General features: G+C 70.7%; 15 protein-coding genes. 6 read left to right on the forward strand and 9 right to left on the reverse strand.

Annotation, left to right across the window (positions count from 1 at the left end; all coding sequences use genetic code 11):
- Position 1 precedes the first annotated feature (1 nt).
- From ybeY to hrcA, 5 genes are all read right to left on the reverse strand, one after another.
- Entirely contained in the window at positions 2–484 is a 483-nt protein-coding gene (gene ybeY, locus AAD496_RS07425; protein WP_349828018.1) for an rRNA maturation RNase YbeY, read from the reverse strand.
- The gene (locus AAD496_RS07430) at positions 481–1425 is read right to left on the reverse strand and encodes a PhoH family protein (RefSeq protein ID WP_433913741.1); all 945 of its coding nucleotides are present in this window, start codon (positions 1423–1425) and stop codon (positions 481–483) included. The genes ybeY and AAD496_RS07430 overlap by 4 nt, the downstream gene beginning before the upstream one ends.
- 131 nt (positions 1426–1556) lie before the next feature.
- Positions 1557–2324: a 16S rRNA (uracil(1498)-N(3))-methyltransferase gene (locus AAD496_RS07435; protein ID WP_349828019.1), complete on the reverse strand. Its 768-nt coding sequence runs from the start codon at positions 2322–2324 to the stop codon at positions 1557–1559.
- Positions 2321–3460: a molecular chaperone DnaJ gene (dnaJ, locus tag AAD496_RS07440; protein ID WP_349828020.1), complete on the reverse strand. Its 1140-nt coding sequence runs from the start codon at positions 3458–3460 to the stop codon at positions 2321–2323. Before dnaJ ends, AAD496_RS07435 begins: the two co-directional genes overlap by 4 nt.
- A gap of 142 nt (positions 3461–3602) precedes the next feature.
- A complete protein-coding gene (gene hrcA / locus AAD496_RS07445; protein ID WP_349828021.1) occupies positions 3603–4619 on the reverse strand; it encodes a heat-inducible transcriptional repressor HrcA in 1017 nt (338 codons plus the stop codon).
- A gap of 132 nt (positions 4620–4751) precedes the next feature.
- Between hrcA and AAD496_RS07450 the strand changes: the two genes are divergently transcribed.
- Positions 4752–5630 carry a DUF3097 family protein gene (locus tag AAD496_RS07450; RefSeq protein WP_349828022.1) on the forward strand — a complete coding sequence of 293 codons (879 nt, stop codon included), beginning with the start codon at positions 4752–4754 and terminating at the stop codon, positions 5628–5630.
- A 242-nt stretch (positions 5631–5872) separates the two neighbouring features.
- Positions 5873–6649 (forward strand): magnetosome magnetite crystal formation protein family, encoded by a 777-nt coding sequence (locus tag AAD496_RS07455; RefSeq protein WP_349828023.1) that lies wholly within the window; start codon positions 5873–5875, stop codon positions 6647–6649.
- A gap of 251 nt (positions 6650–6900) precedes the next feature.
- Here AAD496_RS07455 and hemW read toward each other — a convergent pair whose 3' ends face one another.
- Together hemW and lepA are read right to left on the reverse strand one after the other, a co-directional pair.
- Complete coding sequence (gene hemW, locus AAD496_RS07460) at positions 6901–8130, reverse strand: radical SAM family heme chaperone HemW (RefSeq protein WP_349828024.1); 1230 nt, start codon at positions 8128–8130, stop codon at positions 6901–6903.
- The gene (gene lepA, locus AAD496_RS07465; protein WP_349828025.1) at positions 8131–9993 is read right to left on the reverse strand and encodes a translation elongation factor 4; all 1863 of its coding nucleotides are present in this window, start codon (positions 9991–9993) and stop codon (positions 8131–8133) included.
- Between the two features lie 211 nt (positions 9994–10204).
- On the opposite strand from lepA, the gene AAD496_RS07470 reads away from it, so the two are divergent.
- From AAD496_RS07470 to holA, 4 genes are all read left to right on the forward strand, one after another.
- Complete coding sequence (locus tag AAD496_RS07470; protein WP_349828026.1) at positions 10205–11041, forward strand: endonuclease/exonuclease/phosphatase family protein; 837 nt, start codon at positions 10205–10207, stop codon at positions 11039–11041.
- Positions 11042–11199: 158 nt separating this feature from the next.
- A complete protein-coding gene (locus AAD496_RS07475; protein WP_349828027.1) occupies positions 11200–11922 on the forward strand; it encodes a type II toxin-antitoxin system PemK/MazF family toxin in 723 nt (240 codons plus the stop codon).
- A 205-nt stretch (positions 11923–12127) separates the two neighbouring features.
- A complete protein-coding gene (gene rpsT, locus AAD496_RS07480; protein WP_349828028.1) occupies positions 12128–12388 on the forward strand; it encodes a 30S ribosomal protein S20 in 261 nt (86 codons plus the stop codon).
- A 115-nt stretch (positions 12389–12503) separates the two neighbouring features.
- Positions 12504–13565 (forward strand): DNA polymerase III subunit delta, encoded by a 1062-nt coding sequence (gene holA, locus AAD496_RS07485; RefSeq protein WP_349828029.1) that lies wholly within the window; start codon positions 12504–12506, stop codon positions 13563–13565.
- A 31-nt stretch (positions 13566–13596) separates the two neighbouring features.
- Here the strand turns inward: holA and AAD496_RS07490 are convergent, their stop codons facing one another.
- Together AAD496_RS07490 and AAD496_RS07495 are read right to left on the reverse strand one after the other, a co-directional pair.
- Positions 13597–16233, reverse strand: coding sequence for a ComEC/Rec2 family competence protein (locus AAD496_RS07490; RefSeq protein ID WP_349828030.1), 2637 nt, complete (start codon positions 16231–16233; stop codon positions 13597–13599).
- Positions 16234–16250: 17 nt separating this feature from the next.
- Positions 16251–17273, reverse strand: coding sequence for a helix-hairpin-helix domain-containing protein (locus tag AAD496_RS07495; protein WP_349828031.1), 1023 nt, complete (start codon positions 17271–17273; stop codon positions 16251–16253).
- Positions 17274–17438 lie beyond the last annotated feature (165 nt).

Consider the following 17438-nt stretch of genomic DNA (forward strand, 5'->3'; position numbering starts at 1 on the left):
CTCAGTCCTCCGTCGGCGCCGGTAGGTCGGTGCGCCCCGGTTCCCGTTCGGCGAACCAGGTGAGCAGCAGATGACGCTGGAGACCGAACATCTCCGTCTTCTCCTCCGGCTCCTCGTGGTCGTACCCCATGAGGTGGAGCAGGCCGTGGGTGGTGAGCAGGAGGATCTCGTCCATCGTCGAGTGACCGGCGGCCCGGGCCTGTTCGGCGGCCACGACCGGGCTGATGACGATGTCACCGAGGATCCCCTCGGTCGACTCGTCGCCGGGGGTGAGCTCGTCCATCGGGAAGGACATGACGTCCGTCGTTCCCTCGAGGTCCATCCACTGCACGTGGAGGTCTTCCATGGCCTCGTCGGGGATGAAACGCACGTACACCTCGACCCCGGGATGCAGGTGCATGGCCGCCACCACGTGGGCGACGAGGTCCTCGACCTGCTGCAGGTCGACGGCGTGCTCCGTCTCGTTCGTGATCTCCGCGCTCATCGCCCGGTATCCTCCGCGTTCCACAGGTCGTAGGCCTCGACGATGCGCGAGACGAGGTCGTGGCGCACCACGTCCTTGCTGCCGAGGCGACAGAAGGAGATGTCCTCGACGCCGTCGAGGATGTCCTGGACGACGAGCAGACCCGACCGCGTCCGTCCGGGCAGGTCGATCTGCGTCGTGTCGCCGGTGACGACCATCCGCGAACCGAACCCCAGACGGGTGAGGAACATCTTCATCTGTTCCGGGGTCGTGTTCTGCGCCTCGTCGAGGATGACGAAGGAGTCGTTGAGCGTCCGGCCGCGCATGTAGGCGAGCGGAGCCACCTCGATCGCGCCGGACTCCATGAGTTCGGGGATCCGGTCGAGGTCGACCATGTCCCGCAGCGCGTCGTAGAGGGGGCGCACGTAGGGATCGATCTTCTCGTTGAGGGTGCCCGGCAGGAACCCGAGGTTCTCGCCGGCCTCGACCGCCGGCCGCGTGAGCACGATCCGGCTCACGTCCTTGCGCTGCAGGGCGTTCACGGCCATCGCCATCGCCAGGTAGGTCTTGCCGGTACCCGCCGGTCCGAGCCCGAAGGTGATCGTGTGTTCCCGGATGGCGCGCACGTACTCGTGCTGCCCGAAGGTCTTGGGCCGCACGGTGCGGCCCCGGCTGGAGATGATGTCCGCCGTGAGGACCTCCGCGGGGCTCGACTCCGGGGTCTCCATCGTGTGGACGCGCCGGATGGTGAGCGGATCGAGCCGCGACCCCGCCGAGACCATCTTCTTGAGCTCGCCGATGGTCCGCACGAGGGTGGCGACCGCGGATTCCGGACCGGTGAGCGCGATGTCGCGTTCACGGACGTGGACGTCGACCTCCGGTTCGAGTTCCTCGAGGGCCCGCAGGTGCGCCTCGGCCGGGCCGAAGAGCGAGACGAGGTCGATGTGTTCGGGCACGGTCAGACGGACCGTCGTGGCCCGGGTGTTCGGTTCCAGGGGGTGTCCTTCCGGGGTGGTACCGATGGATTGGATCAGGCTCGATCATACGACCCTCTGTGCATCACCTGAGAGTGGTCGTCCGCACCCGTCCGTTCTCAGGACCAGGTGCCCAGCAGGGTCTGGACGACGGCCAACGCCACGGGGCCTGCCGACGAGGCGCGCAGGACCGTCGGGCCCAACCGCACCGGACGGGCACCGGCGGCGGTGAAGGCCTCCAGTTCCGCCTCGGTGATCCCGCCCTCGGGCCCGACGACGAGGACGATGCGACCACGGGTCGCCTCGGCCGCGGGCTCACCGGCGAGGACCGTCGCGAGCGGGGTCTCCGCGGACTCGTGGAGGACGAGGACCAGGTCGTCGGGACCGAAGGTGTCCGCCAGCGCCGTGCCGCGGACGAGCTCACCGCGCGTGGGCACCCACGTCCGCCGGGCCTGGAGGGCGGCGCCCCGCAGCATGTTGTCCCATTTGGCGGCGGACTTCGCGGCCTTCTTGGCCGGCCAGTCGGCGATGGAGCGCTGGGCGGCCCACGGGACGACCGCGTCGACGCCCACTTCGGTGGCCGCCTCGATCGCCTGCAGGTCCCGGTCCTGCTTGGCGAGTGCCTGGACGAGCACGAGGGGCCGGGCCGGGGCCGGTTCCCGCCCGACCTCCGTGACCCGCAGGGTCATCTCCGCCGCCGAGGCGCCCGTCACCTCTCCGGTCACGCGCAGTCCCTGCCCGTCGGTGACCTGCAGGTGCTCGCCGACGCTCGTCCGGCGCACACGCACCGCGTGCCCGGCGACGTCCTCCCCGAGGGTGAGCTCGGAGCCCCCGACCGGGTCCGGGGCCTCGGCGAGACCGGCGGCGAGGTAGACCGGCAGGGTCATCGTCCCGCGAACTTCTCGCGCAGTCGGCTGAACGGGTTGCGGTGGTGGTGGTGCTGCTGTTCGTCGACGACGGCGACCGGCTCGGACTCGCCACGGGCGACCGCGAGCTGGCGCAGCAGGTCCTTCTGCGTGTCGTCGAGCTTCTTCGGGGTCTCGACGAGGACGGTGACGAGCAGATCCCCGCGGGAGTCCCGGCGCAGGCGCTTGGCACCGAGACCCGCCAGCGTGATGACGGTTCCGGACTGGGTGCCGGGCTCGACCTCGAGCTCCTGGGTGCCGTCGAAGGTCTCCAGGTCGACGGTCGCCCCGAGGGCCGCCGTCGTCATGGGCACGGTGACGGTCGCACGCAGGTCGTCGCCGTCGCGGGAGAACACCGGGTGGTGTTCGACGGTGATCTCGATGAACAGGTCACCCTGCGGGCCGCCGCCCGGGCCGACCTCGCCCTGGCCGCCGAGCTGGATCCGGGTGCCCTCGGAGACACCGGCCGGGATCTTGACGGTGAGGGTCTTCTGCGTCCGGACGCGTCCGTCACCCCGGCAGTTGCCGCACGGGTCGGTGATGATCGTGCCGTAGCCGCCGCAGTTGTTGCAGGTCTGGTTGGTGACCATCTGGCCGAGCAGCGTGCGGGTCATCTGCTGCACGGATCCGGCGCCCTGACACAGGGAGCAGGTCTCGAGGCCGGTGCCCTCGCGGGTGCCCTCGCCGTGGCAGGTGTCGCACAGCTCCGCCGTGACGACGTCGATGTCCTGCGGGCCACCGAAGGCCGCGGTCTGCAGCGGGATGGACACCTCGACGAGGGCGTCCTTGCCGCGGCGCTTGCGGGACATCGGCTGGGGGCGTCCGCCGCCCATGCCGCCGCCCCCGCCGAAGAAGGTCTCGAACAGGTCGGAGAAGCCACCGCCCCCGCCGAACCCGCCACCGGCGGCCTGGCCGTACTCGCCGCCGCCGTTGTCGTAGTTGCGGCGCTTCTCCGGGTCGGAGAGCACCTCGTAGGCCACGGACACCTTCTTGAACTCGTCCTCCTGGCCCGGATTCACGTCCGGGTGCAGCTTGCGGGCGAGCTTGCGGTACGCCTTCTTGATCTCGTCGGCGCCGGCGTCGCGGGCGACGCCGAGGGTCTCGTAGTGGTTGCTCACATTCGTCCTTCGTGGCGGTTCGTGTCGATGGGCGTGGTGCGCGTGCGGGGTGGGGGTCCGGTTGCCGGTTGCGTGGTCGTCGACCGAGCGGCCGCGGACCGGGCGGGCAGGACGTGGACGGGGCGCCTCGGCGGGCGGAGGTTCACGTCCGGTCCTCCAGGACGACGGACACGTACTTGGCGACCGCGCGGACGGCCGCGATGGTCGTCGGGTAGTCCATGCGGGTGGGGCCGAGCACGGCCAGTCGGGCGGCCGTCGACTCCCCACCGTAGTGGGCGGAGACGACCGAGGTGGTGGCGAAGGACTCGACGGGGTTCTCCCGGCCGATCCTCACGGCCACCCGGTCGTCGGCCTCGGCCATGTCGGTGAGGAGGCGCAGCAGGACGACCTGTTCCTCGAAGGCCTCGAGGAGGGGGCCGATGTGTACGCCGAACTCCGGGCCCGAGCGGGCGAGGTTCGCCGTCCCGGCCATGAGCAGGCGCTCCTGCCGGTTGGCCCGGGCGAGGTCATCGACGACGACCGTGACCGCGGCGGCGGCCTCGCGCAGGGCGGGTGCCACCTCGATTCCGTGGAGGGTGGACCGGACGCGGTCGAGGCGGCTGCCGACGAGGGTCTGGTTGAAGGCGTCCCGGAGGACCGCGACCTGGTCCTCACCGATCGCCCGCCCGAGGTCGACGAGTCGCTGCTCGACCTGCCCGGTGTCGGAGATGAGGACCGCGAGGAGCCGGCCGGGCCCCATGACCACGAGCTCCAGGTGCTTGACCCGGGCACGCGTGACGACGGGGTACTGGACGACCGCGACCTGGTGGGTGAGCTGGGCGAGCAGACGGACCGTGCGGTCGAGCATCTCGTCGATGTCGACGGGCTGTTCGATCACCCGGGCGATCGCGCGGCGCTCGGCACTGCTGAGCGGCTTGACCTCGTCGAGCCAGTCGACGAACCGGCGGTAGCCCTTGTCCGTCGGGATCCGGCCGGCCGAGGTGTGCGGCTGGGCGATGAGCCCGTCCTGTTCGAGGGCCGCCATGTCGTTGCGGATGGTGGCCGGGGAGACACCCAGGCCGTGACGGTCGACGATCGCCTTGGAACCCACGGGTTCGTTGGTCGACACGTAGTCCTCGACGATGGCCCGGAGCACACGCGCGCGCCTGTCGTCGTTCATCCGCTCCTCCTCGTCGCTCGTCCCTGGCACTCCGTCCGTGCGAGTGCCAATTCTAGGCGAAACCACACGGGTGTGTCTCCCGGCGGGGTGTCGTGGGGTCCCGTGACGGACGGCCCCACTACCCTCGGGACGGTGAGTCCTGCAGATCCCTACGGCCGGGACGTCCTGGCCGCCTCCGCGTCCCGTTCCCACCGTCGTCCGCGTTCCGCACCCGTCGAGGCGCGCCGCGGTCTCATCGTCGAGCACCCGGCCAGTGGGTTCGTCGGCGAGGTCATGGGCATCGAGAAGGCCGCCGGTGGCGCGGCCGTGATCCTCGAGGACAGGATGCGCAGGCGCCGCCCCTTCCCTCTGGGTGGCGGCTACCTGGTCGAGGGGAAACCCGTCGAGCTCGTCCGTCCGCGGCCCGTGCAGAAGGGCGCGCCGACGGCTCCGGGGCGGACCGCCTCGGGATCGGTGGCGGTGCCGGACGCACCTGCCCGGGTCGCGCGGGGCTCCCGGATCTGGGTCGAGGGACGGCACGACGCGGAACTCGTCGAGAAGATCTGGGGCGACGACCTGCGGATCGAGGGCGTGGTCGTCGAACCGCTCGGCGGCCTGGACGTCCTGCCGGAGAAGCTCCAGGAGTTCGGACCGGACCGCGCGCACCGGGTCGGCGTCCTCGCCGATCACCTGGTGAAGGGAGCCAAGGAGACCCGGATCCGGGACGCCGTCATGGCCGACCGCCGGTACGCGAGCTGCGTGCACATCATCGGTCACCCCTACGTGGACGTGTGGCAGGCCGTGAAGCCGGGAGTCGTGGGGATCAATGCCTGGCCCGAGGTGCCCCGGGGTGAGGAGTGGAAGGCCGGCGTCCTGCGCCGCATCGGCTGGCCGGCCGCCGACCACCGGGACGTCGCCCGCGCCTGGCAGAAGATCCTGGGCTGCGTGAAGACGATCGCGGACGTGGAGCCAACCCTGTCCGGCCGGGTGGAGGAGCTCATCGACTTCGTCACGGTTGACGAACATCGGTAGAGCGTGACGGTTGACGCTATGGGTAGCGCGTCATAGTCGACGCTATGGGTGGAGCGTCACCGGTGAAGAGGTTCAGTGAGGCACGCCACGGCGTGGGATCGGGTTTTCCCCGTGGCGTGACAGCAGGCCGGAGGCGTCCAATGGGTACAACACTTTCCCGTGGTCGAACCGGCACACCGGATGTCCCGCTGTCGGTGGCGGGTCGACTAGCGTGGGAGAGAACGCAAGCGAAAGGACTCGCCATGTCGCAGAACCCCTCCGACCCGCAGCAGCCCGAGCAGGGTCGTCCCATGCCCCCGACCTACGGTTCGCAGCCCCAGTACGGGTCGCAGCCCCAACAGTACGGCTCCCAGCCGCAGTCCTACGGCCAGCGGGACGCGGCCGGCGGATACGGTTCCCAGCAGGGCGGGTACGGCTCGCAGCAGTACGGTTCCCAGCCGCAGGGTGGCTACTCCGCACAGGGCTCCTACGGCCAGCAGAACCCCTACGGTCAGCAGGGCGGCCACGCCCAGCAGCCCGGTGGGTACGCCCAGCAGCCCGGTGGGTACGCGCAGCCCGGTCCGCAGACCCATCCCGGGACGGCCCAGTCGGCCACCGGACCCGGGACGCAGCAGATGAACATGCAGATCATGGGTCAGTTGCCGGACCAGGCCTACCAGGAGGGTTCCGAGGGCTTCTGGCAGGCGACCGAGTCCGAGCGCCAGACCGGCATGTGGGTCCACCTCGGCGTGATCCTCGGGTCGCTCGTCTCGCTCGGGTGGCTGGTGCCGATCATCTTCTTCCTCATCAAGAAGGACGAGTCCGCCTTCGTCCGCCACCACGCGGCCCAGTCGATCAACATCATGCTGATCGGACTCATCGTGGGCTTCGGCTCGGCGATCCTCATGTTCGTCATCGTCGGGTACTTCACGCTCATGGCGTGGGCGATCTTCTACCTCGTCGTCGAGATCCTCGCCTGTGTCGCGGCGAACAAGGGGCAGGGTTACAAGTTCCCGATGACCCCCAACTGGGTGAAGTGAGGCGCCGAGGCCCGGCCTCACACCGTCGAGTCCGACAACCGGCACTGCCGGACAGAATGGCCCGTTCCTGCACCAGCAGGAACGGGCCATTCGTCTTCCCATCTGGGCACCTTCCTCGTCGAGCTCCTCGTCTCGCTCGGCCTCTGATCCCGGAACCGATCGAGGCCCGCACTCCTCTCGGGGTGCGGGCCTCGTCGCGTCGTCGGGAGCGCCCAGTCGTTGGGTAGGGAGCGCCCACTCGATGGTTCCGGTCAGAGGAGGTCGACGAGTTCGCGGACCATGTGGTCGGCCATGAGGCGGCCCTGCAGGGTCGGGGCGAACCGTCCCGCGAGCAGGGCGCGACCGTCCAACAGCCCCTGGGCCACGAAACCGGCGAGCACCGGCGTGGCCCCGGCCGGCAGCGAGTCGACGGTGAGCTCGTCGTCGATCCGTGCGGCGAGCATGATGCGTTCGAGTTCCCGGGTGTCCGCGTCGAGCACCTCGCGGCCGATGGCGGGGCTGTGCCCCTGTCCCAGGCGATCCGCCCAGGCCCGCGGGTGCTTGGCGTTCCAGAACCGGACGCCACCCAGGTGGGAATGGGCACCGGGCCCGTAGCCCCACCAGTCGGCATTGCGCCAGTAGGCCATGTTGTGCCGGCAGCGGGTGTCCGGACCCGTCGACCAGTTGCTCACCTCGTACCACCCGAGTCCGGCGGCACCGAAGGCGCGGTCGGCGATCTCGTACTTGTCGGCCAGGTCGTCCTCGTCGGGCATCGGCAGTTCGCCACGTCGGACCTGGGCGCCCATCTTCGTGCCCGGCTCGACGATGAGGGAGTAGGCGGAGATGTGGTCCGGGGCGCAGGCGACGGCCGTCTCGACCGTGGTCCGCCAGTCGGCCACCGACTCCCCCGGCGTGCCGTAGATGAGGTCGAGGCTCACCTGGAGCCCCGCGTCCTTGACCCACTGCACGACCTGCGGGATGCGGGACGCCTCGTGCGTGCGGTCGAGAGTGGCGAGCACGCGCGGGACCGCCGACTGCATGCCGAGCGAGACCCGGGTGAACCCGGCCGCGGCGAGTGTCGCCAGGTACTCCGGGGTGAGCGTGTCCGGGTTCGCCTCGGTCGTGATCTCCGCGTCGGGCGCGAACCGGAAGCGTGAGCGCGCGTCGTCGAGGACCCCGGCGAGCACCTCGGCGGCGAGGAGCGTGGGGGTGCCGCCCCCGAAGAACACGGTGGACACCGGGCGCTCGGGCAGACCCGACCCTGCGAGGACGCGGACGGACAGGTCGAGTTCTGCGGCGAGGTTGGCCCGGTAGTCGGCACGGTTGGCGCCGGGGCCGAGCTCCTCGGCGGTGTAGGTGTTGAAGTCGCAGTACCCGCAGCGGACCCGGCAGTACGGCACGTGGACGTACAGCGAGAAGGTGCGGTCACCGGCCCCCGCGGCGGCCGTGGCGGGCAGGTGTCCGCTGAGCGGGGGAGTCTCCCCCTCCGGCTGGGCGGGCACTTACTTCTTCTTGTCCTTGGTCTCGGCGTCCGAGGAGAGCGCGGCGATGAAGGCCTCCTGCGGGACCTCGACGCGGCCCACCATCTTCATGCGCTTCTTGCCCTCCTTCTGCTTCTCCAGCAGCTTGCGCTTACGGCTGATGTCGCCGCCGTAGCACTTGGAGAGGACGTCCTTACGGATCGCGCGGACGGTCTCCCGGGCGATGATGCGCGAGCCGACGGCCGCCTGGATGGGCACCTCGAACTGCTGACGCGGGATGAGCTTGCGCAGCTTCCCGGCCATCTCGACCCCGTAGGAGTAGGCGGAGTCCTTGTGGACGATCGCGGAGAAGGCGTCGACCTGGTCGCCGTGGAGCAGGATGTCGACCTTCACGAGGTCCGCCGCCTGGTCGCCGTCGTTGTCGTAGTCGAGCGAGGCGTAACCCTTGGTGCGGGACTTCAACTGGTCGAAGAAGTCGAAGACGATCTCCGCGAGCGGCATGCGGTAGCGCAGCTCGACCCGGTCCTCGGACAGGTAGTCCATGCCCTGCATCTGGCCGCGCTTGGACTGGCACAGCTCCATGACCGCGCCGACGAACTCGCTGGGCAGGAGGACGGTCGTGCGGACCATCGGCTCGCGGACCTCGCGGATCTTGCCCTCGGGGAACTCCGAGGGGTTCGTGACGACGTGCTCGGAACCGTCCTCCATCGTCACCTCGTAGACCACCGAGGGGGCGGTGGAGATGAGGTCGAGGTCGTACTCGCGCTCCAGGCGCTCGCGGACGATCTCCAGGTGGAGGAGGCCGAGGAACCCGCAGCGGAAGCCGAAGCCGAGGGCCACCGAGGTCTCCGGCTCGTAGGTGAGCGCGGCGTCGTTGAGCTTCATCTTGTCGAGGGCGTCACGCAGCAGCGGGTAGTCCGACCCGTCGATCGGGAACAGCCCGGAGAAGACCATGGGCTTGGGATCCTGGTAGCCGTGGAGCGCCTCGCTCGCGGGGTTGCGCGCGGAGGTGACGGTGTCACCGACCTTCGACTGGCGGACGTCCTTCACGCCGGTGATGAGGTAGCCGACCTCGCCCACGCCCAGCCCCTGAGCCGGCACGGCGTCGGGGCTGGAGACGCCGATCTCCAGGAGGTCGTGGGTCGCGCCGGTCGAGATCATCTGGATCTTCTCGCGCGGGGACAGGGACCCGTCCTGCACCCGGACGTAGGTGACGACACCGCGGTAGGTGTCGTAGACGGAGTCGAAGATCATGGCGCGGGCGGGCGCCTCGGCGTCGCCGACGGGAGCCGGGAGGTCGGTGATGATGCGGTCGAGCACGCCCTCGACACCCTCGCCGGTCTTGCCGGAGACCTTGAGGACGTCCTCGGGCTCGCAGCCGATGAGGTTGGCGAGCTCCTCGGAGTACTTCTCCGGCTGGGCGGCCGGCAGGTCGATCTTGTTGAGGACGGGGATGATCTCCAGGCCGTTCTCGATCGCGAGGTAGAGGTTCGCGAGCGTCTGCGCCTCGATGCCCTGGGCGGCGTCGACGAGCAGCAGCGTGCCCTCACAGGCGGCCAGGGAGCGGGAGACCTCGTAGGTGAAGTCGACGTGACCGGGGGTGTCGATCATGTTGAGCGCGTAGGGCGTGCCGTCGAGTTCCCAGGGCATGCGCACGGCCTGCGACTTGATGGTGATGCCGCGCTCCCGCTCGATGTCCATGCGGTCCAGGTACTGCGCGCGCATGTCACGCGGCTGGACGACACCGGTCTTCTGCAACATCCGGTCGGCGAGCGTCGACTTGCCGTGGTCGATGTGCGCGATGATGCAGAAGTTCCGGATCAGGTCCGGCGGCGTCGAGGCGACCGCGATCCGGGAGGCATTGTCCGCACTGACCTGTGGCATGGAAGTCCTGTCTCTCTTTCCGTCGAGTCGTCGTCGCCGTGTCGTCCGATTCGTGGCCGTCCGCGCGGGTGCGCGGTGATCCGCGCCATCGGGCGATCGCGCCTGGCCGGGACGACGGTGATGCGGCTGTCCATTGTCGCACGTCCGGACCTCCCGGGTGGAACCGCACGGGGCGCTGCCGCCTTCGGCCGCGAGCTCCTAGGGTGACGACATGTCTCCCTTGCGCGTCATGACCTTCAACCTGCGCTACCCCGCCCGCGACGGTCAGCCCTGGTCCGCGCGCCTGCCGGTCGCACGGGATCTGCTGCGCACGGCGGCACCCCACATGGTCGGTACCCAGGAGGGACACCTGCACCAGCTGGAGGAGCTCGTCGCCGGGTTGCCGGAGCGCTACGCCTGGCTGGGCACCGGTCGTGAAGGTGGCGACGCCGGGGAATTCACCGCGATCCTCTACGACCAGGAGCGTGTACGGGTCGACCGGTGGGAGGTCCGGTGGTTCTCCGACCGTCCCACGGTCCCCGGCACCCGCGGTCCCGGTGCCGCCCACCCACGCACCGTCACCTGGATCGACGCGACCGACCGTGTGACCGGACAGCGCCTGCGGATGCTCGACTGCCATCTCGACCACCGTTCGCAGCCGGCCCGCCTTGCTGCCGCCGAGGCGCTCGCGACGTACACCTCGGACGCGCGGGAGAACGGCCGCGCCGTCGTCCTCCTCGGCGACTTCAACGTCTCCCAGGACGACGAGGTGCACGCCCGGTTGACCGGGGGCGGGGACAGTGCAGGTCGTGAGGATGCCACCGGCCTGAGCGACGTGGTCGACACCCTGCGGGCGGGTGCGCCCGGGTCCGACCCGTGCCCGGACGCGCGGATCGACACCTTCCACCACTACCGGGGCGTGAAGCGGACGGGCAAGCGGATCGACTGGATCCTCCACTCCCCCGACCTGGTGCCGCTGGACTACCGCGTCGACACCCACGGTCGCGGCTTCCAGTACCCCTCGGACCACTTCCCCGTGCTCGCGGACCTCGTCCCGGCCGGATCGTGACTGCAGGATCGTGGCTGCGAGATCGTGACTGCGAGATTCTTGTCGTTCGACGGGGCAGTTGTCTCGTAGGTCCACGTGACTGCGAGACAACTGCCCCGTCGAAAGACATCTTGCTCGTCATCGCGGCGGGGAAGGCTCGGGTCGATAGGCTGGGCGTCATGTGGAAGAGGTTGGCCCGGAAGGCTGTGAACATCGGTGCCCGTCAGGGCATGCGGTACGTGTCGAAGAAACTGCGGGAGCCGGGGACGCGCCAGGCCCTGTCCGACCTGGTCGGCGGGAAGGAACCGGCGCAGGTCCTGCGGGAGTACCGCGGGAAGCCCGGGTCCGAGGAGGCCCGCGAGGACGACCGTGGCGACTCGCGGGGGCGGAAGAGTGACGCGGACCGCGCTCCGCTGCAGAGCGATGCCTTCGAGAAGGCGCGCAAGGGTCGGCGGTCGGCGCCCAAACAGGGGTTCCCGCACCGGCCCTCGCACGGTTACCCGGGTGACCACACGGGTCCGATCAAGCCGCTCTACGCACCGGACCTCGACGGCGAGGCGGACCCGGGCGAGGTCGTCTGGGGCTGGGTCCCCTACGAGGAGGACCACTCGCAGGGCAAGGACCGGCCGGTGCTCGTGGTCGGGCGGGACGGCAAGTGGCTGCTCGCGCTCATGCTCACGAGCAAGGACAACGTGCCCGGGGGCGTCGGCGAGGTACGGACGGACGAACACGGGTCGCGGTACATCAACGTCGGCGCCGGCGACTGGGACTCCCGCGGGCGACCCTCGGAGATACGCCTCGACCGGGTGATCCGGATCGAACAGGGTGCCGTCCGGCGCGAGGGCGCGATCATGCCGATGGAGACCTTCTCGCACATCGTGGCGAACATCACGACCGACTGAGGGTCCCGGGACCGTGGTCGTCTCGCCCCGGAACGGGCCCGACGTGTAGCATGGATCCTCGTATGTCCGCCACGGAGTGTGTCTCTCCTGGTCGGGCGGATGTACACCGGCATCCGTCACGAGCGTGTTTCCCCGCGGTCGTGGTCCACGGGTTCCCGGTGCCCTCACGACCAACTGACAATGACGAACACGAAAGAGTGTTGACATGGCGAACATCAAGTCGCAGATGAAGCGGATCCGGACCAACGAGAAGGCTCGTCTCCGGAACCGCGCGGTCCGTTCCGAGGTGCGTTCTGCCGTGCGCGTCGTGCGCGAGCAGATCTCCGCCGGGAACGCCGAGGAGGCCCAGGCCGCCCTCAAGCTCGCCTCGCGCAAGCTGGACAAGGCCGTCTCCAAGGGTGTGCTGCACAAGAACAACGCAGCCAACCGCAAGTCGAAGCTTGCCAAGGCGGTCGCCGCTCTCTGAGCCCTCTACTCATGAGCGCGTGATCCCGGGGCCCACACCGTGAACGAACGGTGTGGGCCCCGGTTCGTATCCAGGGGTGGGAACGTGTCCGTGGGTACTCGGTAGGGTGGTCGCCGTGGCAGCACGAACGAGTTCGCAGCGTGGGCGGGGGTCCTCCCGTCGGTCGACCGGTGGGAAGTCCGGGTCCGCGAAGGCGACGAAGAAGAAGCTCATCCCGTGGCACCGGGCCAAGCCCGCACCGGTCGTGCTCGTGTCCGGTAACGAGGCGGTGCTCGTCCGCAAGGCACAGGACGCCGTGGTCTCCGCGGTGCGGGCGAAGGGCGAGGTCGAGACGGTCCGCATCGATGCCGCCCAGGCCGGTCCCGGCGAGCTCACGATGGCCACCGCGCCCAGCCTGTTCTCCTCGGACAAGCTCGTGGTCGTCGACGACGTGGCCCAGTGTTCCGAGGACTTCCTGGGGGACGCTCTCGCCTACCTGGAGGACGTGAACGAGGACGCCGTCGTCATCCTCAAGCACTCCGGTGGCAACCGCGGGCAAAAGCTCCTCAAGGCGATCGAGGCCGCCGGCCACCCACGTGTCGACGCGCAGACGATGAAGAGCGACCAGGACAAGGCCGCCTTCGCCGAGGACGAGTTCGAGCGGGCCGGCCGCCGGATCGACCCACGTGCCCTCGACGCGCTCATGGCCGCGCTCGGTTCCGACCTCTCCGAGCTCAATGCCGGGGTCGAACAGCTGGTGCAGGACACCGAGGGGCCGATCACCGTCGAGGTCGTCGACCGCTACTACGGCGGTCGGGTCGAGGCGACCGGGTTCAAGGTCGCCGACGCCGCCGTGGCCGGACGCACCGCCGAGGCGCTCGCGATGCTCCGCCACGCCGTGTCCACGGGCACCGACCCCGTCCCGATCGTCGCCGCGATCGCGGGCAAACTGCGGACGATGGCCCGGGTGCAGGGCGTGGGCGGGGGCAGCGGCCAGGTCGCCGCCGAGCTCAAGCTCGCGCCCTGGCAGGTCGACCGGGCCCGCCGTGACCTGCGGTCCTGGAACGACGTGGCGCTCGGCCGCGCGATTCTCGAGGTCGCCGATGCCGACGAGGCGGTCAAGGGCGGCGGCCGGGACCCCGTCTACGCCGTCGAACGCCTGGTGAGCCTCGTGGCCCGGGGCGCCCGGTCGCACTGAGGTTCTCCGGCCGCACCGAGGTTCTCCTCCGTCACCTGATCGGTGCCGCCCCGGTCTCGCAGACCACCCGGCCGGTCAGCCCGGGTACGACGGGATCCAACCCGCGGGCCCGCAGGTCCCCGTCGACCACGAGCGACCCGCACTCGTCCGTCCGGAGCACCGGGACCGACCCGAAGGCGTCGAGTGCGTCGGGGTGCGGGTGGCCGTAGGAGTTGTCCGCCCCGACGGAGACCACCCCGAGCCGCGCGCCGACCGCCCGGTGGAAGGCCGCCGTCATGTCCCCGGACCCGTGATGTGGCGCGGCGAGGACGTCCGCGCGGGGCATCGTCGCGACGAGACGCGTGAGCTCCGCCGCACCCAGATCTCCCGGGAGCACGACGGTGACACCACCGGGAGTCCGCGCATGGACGAGGAGGGAGACTCCGTTGCGGTCCTCGGGCTCCATCGTCTTGGTCGTCGTGTGGTCGGGACGCGTCACCGTATCGGACTCGGGCCAGAGATAGTCCCAGGTGATGCCGTCCCACTCGTACCCGTGACCGGCGTGGACCGCGACAGGCGCGACGGGCGCCACCGCCTCCGCCAGGTCCTCGGCCGCACGACCGGTCGCTCCCGGGCCGTGGTGCACCCCGACCACCTCCGTGCTCGTCAGGAGACCCGGGTAGCCGGCCACGTGGTCGGCGTCGTAGTGGGAGACGACCAGGTGCGCCACCCCGACTCCGAAGGTCCGTAGGCACTCCCGCAACCGATCCGGGTAGCGGCCGGTGTCGACCACGAGGGCGTGTCCCTCGCTCCCACCGGCCAGGAGAGTCGCACTCCCCTGCCCCACGTCGCACACCGCCACTTCCCAGTCCCCGACCCGCACGCGGAACACGAGAGGCCAGAGCGAGCCCACGAGGAGCACGAGGACGAAGGCCCCGGCGCACACGGCGCGGATCCTCCGGTCCTGGCGCGCGGCCCGGGTGCCCGGGCGAGGACGGTCGCCGTGACCGATCCGGCGTCGACGCACCGGGATCCGACCCTCCGGGGTCAGAGGCTCCGGTGGGTCATCGTTCTCCCGATCTGCACCGGCCGTCGCAGTGTCCGTCGAGCCCGTCCTCCCACCGGCTCCCGTCGCGGGCATCCGCAAGGGCGCGGGCCCGAGCAGCAGCGTCCCGAGAACGGCCCCGGCCAGGCACAGCGTGGCGAGCACCGCGAGGACGATCCCCACCGGTGGGTCCGGCCACGGCCACACGGCCGCCGGGAGGTCGGCCGCCACCCGTGCGACCCGGACGATCCACGCCGCACACAGGACCGGGAACACCGCGACGAACCCGGCGATCACCCCGCAGACCGCACCCACGGCTCCCACCGGGACCGCCGCGCACAGTCCGAGGGCGAGGACGAGCGTACCGAGGACCGTCGCCGGTGCCACGGCCGGCATGGCCAGGACGTTGGCGAGGACCGACCACGGGCTCAGCGTCCCACCGATGCCGAGCAACACCGGCGTCACCGACACCTGGGCACAGACCGGCACGGTGAGAGCGGCGGCGACCGGGTACGGGATGCCCCGCTCGACGAGCGACCGGGTCGCGGGGACGCCCAGCACGACGAGCCCGAGCGTCGCGACGACGGACAGGTGGAAGGCCACCTCGGTGGCCAGCCGGGGCATGACGACGAGCAGGAATGCGACGGCCGACCCGAGGACCGCGACGGCCGGCGTGCCCATGCCCCGCACGAGGACGACCGCGCCGACCAGCCCCATCGCGGCCGCGCGGAGCACGCTCGGTTCCGGCCCGACGACGAAGACGTACCCGGCGGTGACGACGAGTGCCGCACCGATCCCGACCCCGCGGCGGATGGTCACCCGTCCGACCACCCACATGACCATCACCGAGACGATCGTGATGTTGCTCCCGGAGACGGCCGTCAGGTGACTGAGGGAGACCGTCCGCATGTCCTGTTCGAGTCCGGCGTCGACGGCCGCGGTGTCACCGATGACGAGGCCCGGGAGCAGTGCCGCTCCCCCGACCACCCGGGTGCCCCCGGTCACCGCGGCCACCCGGGTGGCCGCCCTCTGCGCGGAGTCGGTGAGGAACGCCCGGATGTGCGCGCGGACCTGCCAGTGTGCAGACGGTGGAGCAGCGCCCACGGCCGTGTCGGTGCCGGTCGGCGCCTCGTCGAGGAAGAGGTCCCCGTCCTCCGTCACGGAACCCACGACCCGGAACCGTGAGCCCGCAGGGGGCAACGGGGTCCGGGACCGGACGGTGAGGGAACCCTGGGTGGTCCGGACCGTCGCCGCGGCGAACCCCGTCGGTCCGGTGACGGGATCGGTGACCACCGTGCCGGGGACGTCGAGCTGGGTCCCGGGCCGCACCCCGTCACGTTCCACCGACACCCCGAGCACCACGAGACCGCAAGCCAGCAGTACTCCCGTCGAGGCGATCCAGCCGCGCAAGAACGACCGTCCCCTCCTCCGGTGGAGCACCCCGCACCCGACACCGAGGACCGCCCCGATCGCCCCGAGGACCACCGCCGGTCGCCCGAACACCGTCCACGGCACCAGGCACGCGAGCCACACCGCACCCGCGACGAGGAGGATCCGGGCGGACCACGCGCGGCGTCGGAGCGTCTCGTGAGCACGGACTCCGAGGGCACGGATGCCCGCGGTCCGGGCTCCGAATGTCCACATCTCCTCCCCCACCGACCTCACACCGTCACGTGGGGTCGCAGGTCCTCGAGCGTCTTCTCCCCGATCCCGGACACGGACAGGAGGCCGTCGACGGAGGTGAACGGCCCGTTCTCGGCCCGGAAGTCGAGGATGGCCTGTGCAGTCGCCGGCCCCACCCCGTGCAGGGTCTGGAGCTGGGCCGAGTTTGCGGTGTTGATGTTCACCGGTGCCGCCTCGGCCCCGGACCCCGCTCCATCCGTGCCGGTCGTCTCCCCACCTCCGGTCCCCGTCATGACCTCCTCCCCCGGTGCCGGGACGTGGATCTGCTCGCCGTCGACGACGGCGCGGGCCATGTTGATCCGCCAGACCTCCGCATCCTCGGTGGCGCCCCCCGCCGCATCGACGGCGTCGACCACGCGCGCTCCGGCAGGGACCGACACGATCCCGGGACTCGCCACCGCCCCGACGACGTGGACGACGAGCATCGCACCCGCTCCGATCTCCGGACCGGCCCCGGATGTCCCGCCGTCCTCCGTCCCCTCTCCCGCCGAGGCGCTCTCACCGTCCACTGTGCCCATGCCGGGGTCCGTGCCGCCGACCGCTGTTCCCGCCTCCTCGGTCACCGCGCCGTCACCCGTGGCCTCCGGGCCGTTCTCCCCGGGGTCGCCGCGTCCGAAGGGATCGACGAGGACGACGCCGATCGCCACGAGGAGCAGGACGACGACGATCCCGTAGATCGTCCGGGTCCGCGGGCCCGACCGGGATCCGGTGTCCTCCTCGACCGGGGTGTCGTCGCCGAACCCCCGCACGGCATGCGGCCTGTTGCGGCCCATGCCACCCCGCCCGGTGTCCGGGAACTCCTCGCCCGGGTCGACGAGCCACACCGGCCGGTCGTCGTCGGTCCGACCGGGAACCGAATCGTCCGGCACCACCGACAGGGGTGTGGCGACCGGTCCGGCTGCATCCGTGGCATCCACGTCGGCCGTGACATCGGGATTCCACCCCTCGGCGGCACCTCGCCCGAGGAGCAGGGCGAAGCGGTCGTCCGGGCTCGTCGTCATGTCCACCACCGTGACCGCGCGGGCACACCGCGCGGAAGACCCGTCTTCGGCCTGTGGACGACGGTCACGCCGTCCACAGGGACCGGCACGGGGAGTGAACGCCGCCTGTGACCCGAGTTCGGTCCTTTCTCCCCTGATCCGGTCGCGACCTGGCATGGTCCGTTG

Origin of the sequence: Brevibacterium litoralis, from assembly GCF_040212315.1 — a bacterium.
Lineage (GTDB): Bacteria > Actinomycetota > Actinomycetes > Actinomycetales > Brevibacteriaceae > Brevibacterium > Brevibacterium litoralis.